The organism is Streptomyces sp. NPDC033966, from assembly GCF_055575955.1.
Window position 1 is genome coordinate 73,787 of sequence record NZ_JBVIRQ010000010.1, and the last position, 13,432, is coordinate 87,218.

11 protein-coding genes and 1 pseudogene are annotated in these 13,432 nt (G+C 74.2%); 8 read left to right on the forward strand and 4 right to left on the reverse strand.

Annotated elements, in window-relative coordinates; genetic code table 11:
- Positions 1–59 precede the first annotated feature (59 nt).
- The 4 genes and pseudogenes from tnpA to ACZ518_RS26705 all read left to right on the forward strand — a co-directional run.
- A pseudogene (gene tnpA / locus ACZ518_RS26690) lies at positions 60–298 on the forward strand (IS200/IS605 family transposase); the annotation flags it as partial.
- A 47-nt stretch (positions 299–345) separates the two neighbouring features.
- Positions 346–807 carry a hypothetical protein gene (locus ACZ518_RS26695; protein WP_469115534.1) on the forward strand — a complete coding sequence of 154 codons (462 nt, stop codon included), beginning with the start codon at positions 346–348 and terminating at the stop codon, positions 805–807.
- Positions 808–841: 34 nt separating this feature from the next.
- Complete coding sequence (locus ACZ518_RS26700) at positions 842–1,684, forward strand: patatin-like phospholipase family protein (protein WP_469115535.1); 843 nt, start codon at positions 842–844, stop codon at positions 1,682–1,684.
- A gap of 86 nt (positions 1,685–1,770) precedes the next feature.
- The gene (locus tag ACZ518_RS26705) at positions 1,771–3,255 is read left to right on the forward strand and encodes an FAD-dependent monooxygenase (protein ID WP_469115536.1); all 1,485 of its coding nucleotides are present in this window, start codon (positions 1,771–1,773) and stop codon (positions 3,253–3,255) included.
- On the opposite strand, the gene ACZ518_RS26710 is transcribed toward ACZ518_RS26705, so the two are convergent.
- Positions 3,248–4,168: a DUF2199 domain-containing protein gene (locus ACZ518_RS26710; protein ID WP_469115537.1), complete on the reverse strand. Its 921-nt coding sequence runs from the start codon at positions 4,166–4,168 to the stop codon at positions 3,248–3,250. The genes ACZ518_RS26705 and ACZ518_RS26710 overlap by 8 nt on opposite strands.
- A gap of 102 nt (positions 4,169–4,270) precedes the next feature.
- On the opposite strand from ACZ518_RS26710, the gene ACZ518_RS26715 reads away from it, so the two are divergent.
- Together ACZ518_RS26715 and ACZ518_RS26720 are read left to right on the forward strand one after the other, a co-directional pair.
- Entirely contained in the window at positions 4,271–5,710 is a 1,440-nt protein-coding gene (locus ACZ518_RS26715) for a hypothetical protein (RefSeq protein WP_469115538.1), read from the forward strand.
- 103 nt (positions 5,711–5,813) lie between these two features.
- A complete protein-coding gene (locus ACZ518_RS26720; RefSeq protein WP_469115539.1) occupies positions 5,814–7,697 on the forward strand; it encodes a DUF4153 domain-containing protein in 1,884 nt (627 codons plus the stop codon).
- 11 nt (positions 7,698–7,708) lie between these two features.
- Here the strand turns inward: ACZ518_RS26720 and ACZ518_RS26725 are convergent, their stop codons facing one another.
- Complete coding sequence (locus tag ACZ518_RS26725; RefSeq protein WP_469115540.1) at positions 7,709–7,843, reverse strand: hypothetical protein; 135 nt, start codon at positions 7,841–7,843, stop codon at positions 7,709–7,711.
- A 20-nt stretch (positions 7,844–7,863) separates the two neighbouring features.
- Positions 7,864–10,278, reverse strand: a complete 2,415-nt coding sequence (locus tag ACZ518_RS26730; protein WP_469115541.1) for a HEAT repeat domain-containing protein — start codon at positions 10,276–10,278, stop codon at positions 7,864–7,866.
- A gap of 175 nt (positions 10,279–10,453) precedes the next feature.
- On the opposite strand from ACZ518_RS26730, the gene ACZ518_RS26735 reads away from it, so the two are divergent.
- Positions 10,454–10,585, forward strand: a complete 132-nt coding sequence (locus tag ACZ518_RS26735) for a hypothetical protein (RefSeq protein ID WP_469115542.1) — start codon at positions 10,454–10,456, stop codon at positions 10,583–10,585.
- On the opposite strand, the gene ACZ518_RS26740 is transcribed toward ACZ518_RS26735, so the two are convergent.
- Positions 10,570–11,313 (reverse strand): LppU/SCO3897 family protein, encoded by a 744-nt coding sequence (locus ACZ518_RS26740; RefSeq protein WP_469115543.1) that lies wholly within the window; start codon positions 11,311–11,313, stop codon positions 10,570–10,572. The genes ACZ518_RS26735 and ACZ518_RS26740 overlap by 16 nt on opposite strands.
- Before the next feature lie 227 nt (positions 11,314–11,540).
- On the opposite strand from ACZ518_RS26740, the gene ACZ518_RS26745 reads away from it, so the two are divergent.
- Positions 11,541–13,424 (forward strand): AMP-dependent synthetase/ligase, encoded by a 1,884-nt coding sequence (locus ACZ518_RS26745; RefSeq protein ID WP_469115544.1) that lies wholly within the window; start codon positions 11,541–11,543, stop codon positions 13,422–13,424.
- Positions 13,425–13,432 lie beyond the last annotated feature (8 nt).

The window sequence follows — 13,432 nt, forward strand, 5'->3', positions numbered from 1 at the left end:
AGCGTAAAGCCACTGGTTTATGGCTGGATATCAGAACGTTCGTGCTGGGGGGAGACTGCATGTTCCTCATGCACGCGCACTTGGTTGTCGTGACGAAGTACCGGCACGGAGTGTTCAACGACGAGATGCTGACCCGCTGCGAAGAGATCACGCGCAAGGTCTGCGAGGACTTCGAGGCCGAGCTGAAGGAGTACACGGCGAACGCGATCACGTCCACCTCCTGGTGCACCACCCGCCCACGGTTGCAGTCTCGAAGTTGGTCAACAGCCTCATGGGAGTCTCCGCCCGCCGGATACGGCGGCGGCGATCCGCGCCTCACTCTCCGGGAAACGGGTAGCGCTGGCCGTGTCCGTACCGGACCCGGAGCCCGCCCCCGCCTCGGTGGCGGCGCCCGTGCCGATCCTCGCCGCGCCCGCGGAGACCGCGCCGGCGACCCGGCAGGACGCCGCCGACCTCCTCGTCCGGCTGCGCGGCGACGACCCCCGGCTGCTGCTCGCCGAGCGGGACGTACGCAGGCTCGCGCCCGGGGTGGCCACCTGGCTGGACCGGGGGGCCGATCCGGAGTCCGTACGCCACGTGCTGGCCACGAACCTGCCGCCCGACATGCGCAGCCCGGCCGCGCTGATCGGGCACCGGCTCAAGGCGGGGATCCCACCGCACATGCCGGCCACGCCACCGCCCGCCGGGAAGGCCGCCCGGCGGCCGGACCCCATGCAGAACTGCGACGGCTGCGACCGGGCCTTCCGCGCCCCCGCACCGGGCCGCTGCCGCGACTGCCCGCCCGAACCGTCCCTGACCGCCGCCTAGGGTGGAGACCGTCACGGCGACGGATGGGGGAGCGGTGTATTCATCGGACAAGGTGCTCGTGCTCGGGCCCGGCGGGCCCGTCGGCACCGCCTGGATGGCCGGACTGGCCCACGGCCTGCGCGGCCTGGGCGTCGACCTGGCCGCGGCGGACCTGGTCGTCGGAACCTCGGCCGGCGCGATCGTGGGCGCCGCGCTGCTCAGCGGCCAGGACCTCGCGCGGTTCGCCGACCCCGCCGGTGACGGCGACGACGGTCCCCGGCCTCCGCAGGCCGACCCGCGGCGCATGGGCGAGGTCTTCGCGGTCCTCGGGGCCGGCCTGCCGCCGGAGGAGGCCCGCCGCCGGGTCGGGCGGATCGCCCTCGACGCGGCCGACCCGGAGGCCGAGCGGGCCCTGGTCGCGTCGCGACGCCGGCTCGTCGGCACGGACACCTGGCCGGCGGGGAGCCGTCTGCTCATCCCCGCCGTGGAGGCGGGGAGCGGCGTGCCGGTGGTCTGGGACCGCGACAGCGGCGTCCCGCTGGCGGCTGCCGTCGCGGCCTCCAGCGCGTTCCCCGGGGCGGCGCCTCCCGTCCCGCTCGGCGGACGCCACTACATCGACGGTGCGCTGCGGGCGGGCACCAACCTGGACCTCGCGGCCGGCGCGCGTACGGCGGTCGTCGTGGAGCCGATGGCACGTCAGGCCCCCGAGCGGGAGGCGTCGGACGCGATGGGCGTGGAGACGGTGGTGTCGCTGTTCCCCGACGAGGCCTCGGCGGCGGCACTCGGTACGGACCCGTCGGACATGTCGGTGTGGGTGCCCGCGTTCCGGGCGGGTTCGCGGCAAGCCGCCGCCGCACGCGCGCAGTTGGCCGGGATCTGGGGCGTCGGCGGCGAGTGAGCCGACGGCGGCCATGATCAACTTATAGCCCGCGGGGGGCCTTGCCGCAAGGCCCCCGTCGTGGTCCAGAATCCCCACTCGTAGTCATGACCTGGGGAAACGGGGAGAAATTGAAGACGACCGACGCGACCGACGCGATCGACACCATCGACGTGGTCATCGCAGGCGGCGGGCCGACCGGCCTGATGCTCGCCGCCGAGCTGCGCCTCGCCGGGGTGCGGACCGTCGTGCTCGAAAGGCTGACCGAACCGGCCGGGCAGTCCCGCGGGCGCGGGATGCAGGTGCGCAGCGTCGAGATGCTGGACCAGCGGGGCCTGCTGGACCGGTTCCTCGCGGTCAGCGAGCCGTACCGGGTCAGCGACTTCGGGGGCCTCGTCAAACTGCGGCCGGAGCTGCTGGACACCGCGCACCCGTACGGCCTCGCCACCCCGCAGACCGTCACCGAACGGCTGCTGACCGAGCGGGCCGTGGAGCTGGGCGCCGAGCTCCGGCGCGGCTGCGAGGTCGTCGGGCTGGACCAGGACGCCGACGGCGTGGACGTCGAACTGTCCGACGGGACGCGGCTGCGGGCGCGGTACCTCGTCGGCTGCGACGGGGGCCGCAGCACGGTGCGCAAGCTGCTCGGCGTCGGGTTCCCGGGGGAGGCCGCCAAGGTCGAAACGCTGCTGGGCGACATGGAGTTGGCCGAGGACGCGGAGACCGTGGCCGCCGTCACGGCCGAGGTGCGCAAGGTCCACGTCCGGTTCGGCACCGTCCCCATGGGCGAGGGCGTGTACCGGGTCATCGTGCCCGCCGACGGCGTGGCGGCGGACCGGACGGCCGAGACGACCCTCGACGAGGTCAAGGAGCGGCTGCGGGCCCACGCGGGCACCGACTTCGGGGCGCACTCGCCGCGCTGGCTGTCCCGGGTCGGCGACGCCACCCGGCAGGCCGAGCGCTACCGGGTCGGCAGGGTGCTGCTGGCCGGCGACGCGGCGCACATCCACCCGCCGACCGGCGGCCAGGGCCTCAGCCTCGGCGTCCAGGACGCGTTCAACCTCGGCTGGAAGCTGGCCGCCGAGGTCAACGGCTGGGCCCCGGCCGGGCTGCTCGACACGTACGAGACCGAACGGCACCCGGTGGGCGCCGCCGTCATCGCCAACACCCGGGCGCAGACCGCGCTGCTGGAGAACACCGCCGGCGCGGTCGCGCTGCGGGAGCTGTTCTCGAAGCTGCTGGACTTCGAGGAGGTCAACCGGTACGTGACCGAACTGACCTCCGCGGTCGGCGTCCGCTACGACCTCGGCGACGGCCACGAGCTGCTCGGCAGCCGGATGCGGGACGTCACGCTGAAGACGGGCCGGCTCTACGAGCTGATGCACGCCGGCCGGGGCCTGCTCCTCGACCGGACCGGTGGCGGGCTGTCGGTGGCGGGCTGGGAGGACCGGGTCGACCACGTCACCGACACCGGCGAGGCCCCGGGCGTGCCCTCGGTGCTGCTGCGCCCGGACGGCTACGTGGCCTGGGCGGGCGAGGACCCGCGGGAACTCCTCGCCCAGCTCCCCCGGTGGTTCGGCGCCGCCGTCAGCTGATCCCGTTCCCGGGCGGGTCGCACTCCAGGGAGCGCCAGATCCGCTGCGCCCAGGCCAGGGCGTCGGGGTCCTCGTGGGTGCAGAAGATCCCGGCGCCGCTGCCGGAGGGGTGCAGGGTGAACCCGTAGAACTCGTGGCGCGGCCGGCCGTGGTCCTGCGGGGTCATCCAGAACGCGTACCGCAGCCCGCCGTCGGGCAGTTCCTCGCGCACCCGCTGGGCGGGCCGGGTGTCGGGGGCGCCCGACAGCAGGGCGGTGAGGAAGTCCGCCGGGGCGCGGCCCGGGACGTCGTCCCGCTTCAGGCTGACGGCCGCGGTGCGGTCGGGGGCGGTGTAGCGGTCGTAGCCGTCGGCGAAGCCGGCCGTGAGGCCGGCGGTGCGCAGCACCGACCAGTGGTCGCCGAGGTCGGTGCGCACGTCCAGCGGCAGCGGGTACGGGAAGCGGCTGAGGACCTCGTCGCGGTCCCAGACCTCCGTCACCACGCGGGCGGCCACGGGGTGGCGTACGTCGGTGACGACGGGCAGTTCGTCCGGGTCGGCGACGCGGGTGGCGACCTCGGCACCGAGCAGGTCGTCCCCCCAGGGCTGGATCAGGTTGGCGAACGTGCCCGTGAAGGCGAAGTCCGCGTAGCCGGGCTCCTCCCACAGCTCGTGGGCCCGCCGCAGGGTGGCGTCGTCCACCTCCACCCAGGCGCCGAGGACGAGTTCGGTGCCGTGGCTCAGCCGGACGGGCAGCAGGCAGCGGATGAAGGAGCCGACCCCGTCCACCCGGAGCAGGGCGCGCACGCCGAGCCGGTGGAGGGCGTCCTCGGGCAGGCCGAAGGCGGCGTCGGGCAGGTTGAAGCCGAAGTCGATGCGCCGCTCGTCGCCGAGCGCGTCACCGCAGCAGGAGCAGGTGGGGAGGTGCGTCGTCACCCGGGCACCCTACGGGGGGCCGGCTTCCGGTCGGGGAGCGGCCCGGCGCGGGGTGGAGTAGCCCCGGGTGCGCGGGTCCGGCCCGGCGCCGAGCCTGGGGGCATGGGTACGCGCAGGGTGGTGGTGCAGGCGCCGGACGCGCGCGGCCTGCGTGCGGTCACCGTCGACGGCGAGCCGGCCGGGAGCGCCTGGTCCCCGGGTGATCTGCGCAGGCAGCTCCGCCGCGCGGGGCTGCCGCCCGGCACGGACCTGTCGGACCGGGCCCGGGTGGCCTGGCGCGGGGCGGACGCCGCCACCTGGCCGGACCGGGCGGGCCGCCGGCGCGCCACCATGGCCGTGCTGGCCGCCGGGCTGCTGGTGTCGGCGCTGCTCCTCGCCCGGGTCGGGATGGTGGACGCGCTCGGGGCCCTGACCTTCTCGGGGCGGCTGGCCGGGATGCTGTTCGTGCTGGCGGGGGCGGTGCAGGTCGTCGCGGCGGCCGCGGTCTTCGACTTCTGGGGGAAGCGGACGATTCCGTACTCGGGCGCGGCGGTGCTGGTGGGCGTACTCGTCACGGCGGCGACCGAGGCCCTGCTGCTGACGGTGTGGTTCCAGGAGCGGGAGTGGACCCCGTACCTGCCGGTGTTCCTCGCGCTGTCGGTGTGGGCGCTGTGGGCGCTGTGGACGGTCTGGCGGGAGCGGGTCTGGAAGGGGATCCCGCATCCGAGGAGCTTCACCGCCGGTGTGGTGGCGACCGCGGTGTTCGCGTCGGCGAACTTCGTCTACTCGGCGGTGTACCAGCCGGCCGCGGCCCTCTTCCACTTCAAGGTGGAGGCGAAGTTCGGGACGCCGAGGAAGGATCCGGAACGCCCCGTCGTCTACCTCCCGGTGAAGCTCCGCGTCACGAACGACGGGGTCGTTCCGGGGTACGTCGTGAACAGCATCTACTGGGTGTGGGGGCGGGAGGCGGTCTTCGACGCGGCGAAGACCGAGCTGGACCGGGACAAGTGGAGGGTGGACATGGAGTCCGCCACCGGCACGGAGATCCACGTGCGGCCCACGGGTTACAGGCTCGTCGACACCGGCCCGGTCGTCCCGGGAGCAGGTGCCTGGATCGCGTCCGGAACGGATTTCTCCTTGGAGCGGGTGATCCAGATCCCCACGGACCAGAAGTACGACGTCGTCATGACCCGTATGTCGATCATCTTCATGAGGGGTGACCGGGGGACGGTCGACAGCAGGTACTACCTTCCGATCTTCTCGTGGAAGGAGAAGCCGGGCAGGTACTTCGACTGCCCCGAGCCGTGCGACGACTACGTCATGCACCACGGGCGGGTGCGCCACAACAACAACATCGTCAATGTGACGCGCAGGCCCCGCTACCTCACGTCGACCCGGTGGGTGAACGGGACGGAGAGCGGGCTCACGTTCCAGATCTCCCCGCTGGATTCCAGGGGCCGGCTGTCGACGGACCTGGAGAACGCCGAAAGGTACGGCGTCACCCAGTACGACACCCCTCTCACGATGGTTCCCTACGCCGAGCTCGTGGCGGCCCGTCCCTGAGGCGCGGGGATTGTCACGGTCCTGCCACAAGGGCGAGTTGAATGTGTTCAAAACCTGGTGCCGCGGGCCTACGCTGGCCGCTCCGCAACAGGGGAGGGACCCGATGTCCGAGAACGCCGACAACGCCGAAGAGGCGAAAGCGGGCGGCCCCGCACAGCCACCGGCGGCCGGGCAGGCCGGGCAGGCTCCGCAGGCCGGGCAGGCTCCGGCGGTCGCCGCCCAGGCCCCGGCGGCCGGGGAAGCGCCGGCTCCGTCGCCGCAGGCCCCGCAGGCCCCGCAGGCCTCGCAGGCCTCGCAGGCCGGTCAGCCCGGGCAGGCCGGGCAGGCTCCGCAGGCCGGTCAGCCCGGGCAGGCCCCGGTGGCCGCCGGCCAGGCGCCGGTTCCGCCGCCCGTCGCGCCCGGGATGGCCGGGCACGATCCGGCCGCCTGGCACCTCTGGCAGATGGAGCAGCTCCGGCTGCGCCAGCAGCAGGCCCGGGACGCGGCCGCCGCGCGGGCCGCGAACTCCATGTGGCGCCGGATCCGGCCCGCCGAGGCCGCGCCGATCCACACCGCCACCCTCGTCGCCGTCCTCGCGGCCGGCCTCACCACCGCCGTCGTCCTCGGGGACGGCATGGGCCCCGGCCTGCTGCTCGCGGTGCTGCCCGCCATGGTGGCCGCGTACGCGTCCGCCCGGGCGGCCGGGCGCAAGGCCCGCCCCTGGAGCCTGGTGTGGGCGGCCGGCTGCGTGGCGCTGCTCACCGTTCCGGCGCTGCGGGACTCCGCCTGGCCCTCCACGCTGGCGATCCTCGCCGCCGTGCTGCTGGCCGCGCTGGCCCTGCACGGAACCCGCCGCTGGCCCGGCGTACTGCTCGCCCCGCTCGGCTTCCTCGACAGCGCGGTCACCGGCGTCGGCTGGGCCTGGACGGGCGTACGGTCGCGCGGCGGCGGGGCGGGCCGCGAGCGCTGGCTGTCCGTGGCCAAGGCGGCGCTGGTGGCGGTGGTCCTGCTGGTCGTCTTCGGAGCGCTGTTCGCCTCCGCCGACGCGGCCTTCGCGGACCTGCTCGGCGGCCTGCTGCCCGACGTCTCCGTGGGGGACGGGCCGTTCCGGTTCCTGCTCTTCCTGCTCGGCGCGGTCCTGGCGCTCGCCGCCGCCCGCACGGCCGCGGCCCCGCACCGCTGGGACCGGGTCAAGACCCGGCAGTGGAAGGCGCGTTCGCGGGTGGAGTGGAGCCTGCCGCTGATCGTGCTGAACCTGCTCTTCGCCGGGTTCAACGCCGTGCAGCTGGCGGTGCTGTTCGGCGGCTACGACAAGGTGCTGGAGAGCACGGGGCTCACGTACGCCGAGTACGCCCGCCAGGGGTTCTGGCAGCTGCTGTGGGCCACCCTCTTCGTCCTCGCCGTCATCGCGCTCGCGCTGCGCTGGGCGCCGCGCGGCGGGGCCGGTGACCGGCGCCTGGTCCGCTCGGTCCTGGGGACGCTGTGCCTGCTGACCCTGGTGGTGGTCGCGTCGGCGGTGCGCCGCATGGACCTGTACGTGGACGCGTACGGCCTGACCAGGCTGCGGCTGTCGGTGGTCACCATGGAACTGTGGCTGGGCCTGGTCATCGTGCTGCTGATGGCGGCCGGGATCGCGGGCGGGCGCTGGCTGGCCCGCGCGGTGGTCGGCAGCGCGGCGGCGGCGGTCCTGGCCTTCGGACTGGCCTCGCCGGACGGGATCATCGCGGAGTACAACGTGACCCGCTACCAGCAGGACAACAAGCTGGACCTCGCCTACCTGCGCGACCTGTCGTCGGACGCCGCCCCGTACCTGGACCGCCTGCCCGAACCCCGCCGCTCCTGCGCCCTGATGGGCATCGAAGCCGACCTGCGCCGCGCGGCCGACGCCCCCTGGTACGCGACGAGCCTCGGCGAACACCGGGCCCGCCGGATCCTGCGCGAGCGCCCGGTGACGGCGACGGCGGTGGAGTGCAGCCGGCTGGGCGCGTACGGCAGCCGGGTGGAGTAGGGAGGCGTGGGCTACTTCTCCCGGGCCGGGATGTCGTGCTCCACCGCCCAGGCGTAGACCTCCGCCACCTGCGCGGCGTGGTCGTCGCCACCTCCGTACGGGCGCCCCTCGGACACGGCCCGCGCCACGAACGGCACCACGGTCACCTGCTCCTACGACCCGACCGTCAAGCCGTACCGCCGGCAGTAGCGCCCCGCTCCCTGAGGGCCGCCCCGACGACCCGCCGCACGGCGAGCGCCGGGTCGGCCGTCATCCACCGCACGGCCTCCTCGGCCGCCGGGTCGTCGCGCCACCCGCTGAGGAGTGCCAGGGCGGCCGCCCTTCGGACGTCGGAGTTCCGGTCTCCCGCGAGACGCCGGACGGCCTTGAGGGCGGCCGGATCGCCGGGCCAGCCGCTCGCGAGTGCGTGGGCCGCGTCCACGCGCACGCTTTCATCGGCGTCGAAGCTCAGCCGCAGCGCGGTCTCCAGGACCGCGGGGTTCCCGGCCCAGCCCTCGGCGAGCGCATCGACCGCGGACGAGCGGACCAGCGCGTTGCCGTCGTCCGACCACCGCAGGAGTGCTTCCAGGGCCACCGGGTCGTCCGGCCAGCCGCGGCCCAGAGCGCGGGCCACGTCGGAGCGCAAGGCCGGGTTGTCGGCGTCGGCGATGCGCAGAACGGCATTTCGGCCCTCGGGATCACCGGGCCATCCGTCCGCAAGCGCAGCCGCGACCCGGCGGCGTAGATCCCGGTTCGGGCCGTCCGCCAGCCGGATGACGGCGTCCCGGGCGTCCCGGTCGCCGCCCCAACTGCGTTGGAGCGCGTTGACGATGGCATGGGGGATGTTCGCGTCGTCGGCCAGGAGGAGCACCGCCTTCCTGGCCGCGGGGTCGCCCGGCCAACTTCTCGCGAGCGACTCGACCGCCTCCTGACGGACCTTTGGGCTGTCGTCGGAGCTCAGCTCCACTACGACCGTCAAAGCAGCGGGGTCACCCGCCCAGCCCCAGCCCAGAGCCTCGGCCGTACAGTGACGGACTTCGGCGTCCCCGTCCTTCGCGAGCCGCAGGAGTCCGTCCCGGGCCCTCGGGTCGCCGCGCCAGCCCTGCCCGAGCGCCAGTGCGGCGGACCCGCGGACCAGCTCGTCCGGATCGGCCGTGAGCGACAGGACGGCGTCCCGGGCCGCAGGGTCGCCGCTCCAGCCCGATGCGAGATGGAAGGCCGCCTCCTCACGGGTCACGGTCTCCGGGTCGGCCGTGAACGGCAGGACGGCGTCCCGGGCGGCCGGGTCGCCGGCCCAGCCCGACGGGAGCGCGGCCACGGCATGGTCGCGGATGCCGGGGTCGGGATCGCCGGTCAGTCGGATGATGGCGTCCCGGGCGCTCGGGTCGCCACTCCAGTCACTCGTGAGGTACCGGAGGACGAGCCGACGGACCCGCATGTCCGCATCATGCGCGAGCCGTTGCAGTGCTTCTCCGGCCGCGCGGTCTCCCGGCCAGCCTTCGGCCAGGCCTGCGGCCGCCTGGTGGCGTACCGTCGCCGAGTGGTCGGCGGACAGTCTGATGACGGCGTCCCGGGCGGCCTCGCTGTGGTTCCAGTTGGCCACGAGCGTGGTGATGGCCGCACAGCGGGAATCGTGGTCGGTGAGGCGGGTCGAGGCCAGGAGGACCGTGAGCTCGTCGTCCGCTTCGAGGAAGCCCTCGGCGTCGGTGAGGGTGCGGTGCAGGTCGCGGGCCGTCTCCTCCTCGCGAGTGTTGACCTCGTGCGCCTTCGTCAGCGCGGCGGCGATGTCGTCCAGGGCGGCCTGTGCGAACAGGTCGGCGGGTGGCATCGGGCTGAGGAGACCGTCGGAGTCCGCGTGGGTGACGGCGAGCTCCGAGACGTCGGAGTGCAGGGTCAGTCGCCGGAGGTCGGCGCGGGCGCGGTCCCAGAGCCGTTCCAGGGTGCGCTTGCGGGCGATGACTCTGTCCGCCTCCTGTTGCGCCGTCGACTTGTAGTCCTCCGCCTGGCGGGTCTCGTCGCGTACCCGGGCGAGTTCGCCCGCGTCGGTGGTCCGGAGGGCGCGGACGTCGTTCCCGGCGATGATCTCGCGCAGTGCGCCGGTGATCTGGAACAGCGTCAGGAGCAGGAACTCCGCGTCGCGCAGGGCGTAGCGCAGGCGGGTCTCGGTGCCGGCGGCCGACGCGAGGTCGCGCTCGACGCGGGCGAGGTCCCGCTGTGCGAGGGCCAGGTCCCGCTGGTGGCGGAGGGAGGCGGTGTCGTCCTCGCGGTCGGTCGGCCGGGGCGTTTCCGTGGCGGCCCGGAGCAGGGAGCGGGCCTCGTCGCAGCGGCGGTCGTGCTCCTGTCGGGTCAGGCGGGCGGCCTTGTTGGTGATGCGCAGGAACTGGATGGTGAAGGGGACGGGGGGCTTGGGTTTCGCCTGCGCGCCGTAGAGGCGGTCGATGTGGGACTTGGAGTACGCCATCTCGTCGATGCGGCGGTCGGGTTCCAGGAGGGCCGCTTCCTTGAAGGCCTGCTCGATGTCGCGCGAGCCCATGCCGGCTTCCGCGGCCTGGGCGCGCAGGAAGTCCCCGTACCGCTGCCACGCCTCCGTGTCGGACCGCATGTTCCCCCCTGGTCGTCCCTGGGACGGATCGGTTCGTCCCCGGCGGGCCCGGGGTCCGCCCCGGTCGGCGGCCGCGCCCGTCCCGGGGCGTCCCTGCCCAGGTGGGGACCGGGCGCAAACGGGCCAGGGTCTTCCCGTGTCCCGGTCCCGGGGCCCTCGGGTGAAGGAGATCCGCATGTCCGCTGTACAGGAGCTGTTGCTCGCCGCCGTGCCGGAGGCGGTCGGCGGGGTGGCCGCCGCCGTCGTCGTCGGGGCGGCCGTCCGGGTGTGGCGGCGGGTGTCGGGGAAGCGTCAGGCGCGGGAGTAGGAGCCGATGCCGACCAGGCAGTAGACGTACTCGTTGATGACGCTGCCGTTGATCGTGTACTGGTACGAGAAGCCGTACTCGGTGCGGGGGTTCTCGTCGCAGCGGCTCATGTCGTCGGTGCCGGGGAAGCGCTGGATGACGCGGTAGTGGGCGTCGGAGGCCGAGCAGGAGACCTCCTTCACCCCGTGGACCGTCTGCGCGGTGGTGGAGTCCGGGAGCTGGCCGTTGAGGCACGTGCCCGTCTCGAAGGGGCTCGGGGCGGCCTCTGTGGTGGGGGCGGGAGGCGGTGCGGCGTCGTACGTCGGCGGCGTGTAGGTCGGCGGGGTGTACGTGGGAGGGCTGTACGTCGGCGGGGTGTACGGGGTGTACGTCGGCCCGGCCGTCGGCGTCGAGGACGCCGTGGTGGCCGAGTCGTCGTCATCGTTGGCGATGACGATGCCGATGACCAGCGCGGCCACGACCCCGAGTGCCACCAGGCAGCCCAGCGCCCCGCTCCTGCCCGCCGGGGCCGGCTGCGCCGGGGCCGTCGGCGGGGGTGCCGGCGGGCCGGACACGCGTATGCGGAGGAGGACCTCGGTCTCGCCGATGCGGGCCCGGACGAGGTCGCCGTTGCGGGCCGGGGGTATGCGCAGGCGCTGGGCGCCGGTCGGCAGGGTGACGGGGAGGACGACGCCCGTGGCGGCCTGTGCGGGGGTGAGCGTCAACTCGATTTCCTGGGACGGCGACACGGGCTGCTCCTAGGGGTGGGGACGGACCCGTGCCGAATTCTGCCCGGTGCGGCCCCGCTGACGCAGGCGTTCCGGCATGCGGGGCGGGGCCGGCGTGTGCGCGCTGCGGGATGGTTCCGTCGACGGGGTGTGGAGCCGCCGGGGAGATGGTGTACGAGGGGTGGTCCCGGGCGCGGGGGCGTGCGTAGATTACCGGCGGTAACACCGGGACGAGCGAGGAGAACGCCGTGCACGCAGCCGAGCCGAAGCACGTCGAGCCCGTCGAGCCCGTCGAGCCCGTCAAGACGGTCGTCGGCGGAGTGGTGCGCGAGGTGTCCGTGCCGGCGCTCGCCGGGCCGGCGACCAGCGGGTCCCTCGGGGACATACCGTTCCAGAACGCCCGCGAGGCCCCCCGCGAGGCCGTCCTCGCCCGCAAGGAGCGCGACGGCACCTGGCGCGACGTCACCGCCGCCGAGTTCGCGCGCGAGGTCCTCGCCGTCGCCAAGGGGCTGATCGCCGAGGGGCTCATGGAAGGCGACCGGCTCGCCATCATGGCCCGGACCACCTACGAGTGGACCCTGCTCGACTTCGCCGGATGGGCCGCGGGCCTGGTGACCGTACCCATCTACCCGACCTCCTCCGCCCTCCAGGCCCGCTGGATCATCCACGACTCCGGGGCCGTGGCCTGCGCCGTCGAGGACACCGTCCAGGCCCGGCTGATCAGCGCCGAACGCGCCGGCCTCCCCGGGCTCGCGCACCTGTGGGAGTTCGACACGGGCGCGCTGGCCCGGCTCGTCAAGGCCGGGGAGCACCTGCCCGACGCCATCGTGCACGCGCGCAGGGCCGCCCGTACGCCCGAATCCGTCGCCACGCTCGTCTACACCTCCGGCACCACCGGCACCCCCAAGGGCTGCGTGCTCACCCACGGCAACTTCTACGCCGAGGTGGACAACGCGGTGGAGCTGCTGCACCCCGTCTTCCGGTCCGTGAGCAAGGAGCCCGCCTCCACGCTGCTGTTCCTGCCGCTGTCGCACGTGTTCGGCCGGATGGTCGCCGTCGGCTGCCTGCGCGCCCGGGTCAAGCTGGGCCACGCGCCGAGCATCAGCACCGAGGAACTGCTCGCCGACCTCGCCGGCTTCCGGCCGACCTTCCTGCTCGCCATCCCCTACGTACTGGAGAAGGTCTACAACACCGCCCGCGCCACCGCCGAGAGGATGGGCCGGGCCTCCTCCTTCGACCGGGCCGCCCGCATCGCCCGGCAGTACGGGGAGACCGTGGAGGGCAAGACGCCCGGGATGGGGCTGCGGGCCGCCCGCGCCCTGTACGACCCGCTCGTCTACCGCCGCATCCGGGACGCCCTCGGCGGCAACGTGCGCTACGTCCTCAGCGGCGGCTCCCCCCTCGGGCGGCGCCTGGCCGCCTTCTACACCGGCGCGGGGATCGACGTCTTCGAGGGCTACGGCCTGACGGAGACGACGGCGGCCTCGACCGTCACCCCGCCCCAGCGCCCCCGGCTCGGCACCGTCGGCTGGCCGCTGCCGGGGACGGCGGTGCGCATCGCCGACGACGGGGAGGTGCTGCTGCGCGGCCGGCACGTCTTCGCCGGGTACTGGAACGTGGCCGCCCACCAGCCGGGGCAGTGGCTGGCCACCGGCGACATCGGCGAGCTGGACGCCGACGGGTACCTGACCATCACCGGCCGCAAGAAGGACCTGATCATCACCTCCGGCGGCAAGAACGTCGCCCCCGCGCCCCTGGAGGACTGGCTGCGCGCCCACCCCCTGGTCGGCCAGTGCCTGGTGATCGGCGACAACCGCCCCTACGTCGCGGCCCTCGTCACCCTGGAGCCGGACGGGCTCGCCCACTGGCGGCAGATGCACAAGAAGCAGGGCGTGCCGGTCCGCGAGCTGGTCACCGACCCGGAGCTGCTGGCCGAGCTCCAGCGGGCGGTGGACGAGGCGAACAAGCTGGTGTCGCGGGCCGAGTCCATCCGCCGCTTCACCGTCCTGCCGGGGGAGTTCACCGAGGAGCGCGGCCACCTGACCCCCTCGCTGAAGCTCAGGCGCGGCGCCATCGCCCGGGACTACGCGAGCGAGATCGACGAGCTGTACCGGGCGCCCCGCACCGCCTGACCCGGGCG

Bases quoted from the DNA above. Each gene is read 5' to 3' on its own strand.
- ACZ518_RS26735 (WP_469115542.1), top strand. From the start codon at position 10,454: ATGTCCGCTGTACAGGAGCTGTTGCTCGCCGCCGTGCCGGAGGCGGTC.
- ACZ518_RS26730 (WP_469115541.1), bottom strand. From the start codon at position 10,278: ATGCGGTCCGACACGGAGGCGTGGCAGCGGTACGGGGACTTCCTGCGC.
- ACZ518_RS26715 (WP_469115538.1), top strand. From the start codon at position 4,271: ATGGGTACGCGCAGGGTGGTGGTGCAGGCGCCGGACGCGCGCGGCCTG.
- ACZ518_RS26720 (WP_469115539.1), top strand. From the start codon at position 5,814: ATGTCCGAGAACGCCGACAACGCCGAAGAGGCGAAAGCGGGCGGCCCC.
- ACZ518_RS26705 (WP_469115536.1), top strand. From the start codon at position 1,771: ATGACCTGGGGAAACGGGGAGAAATTGAAGACGACCGACGCGACCGAC.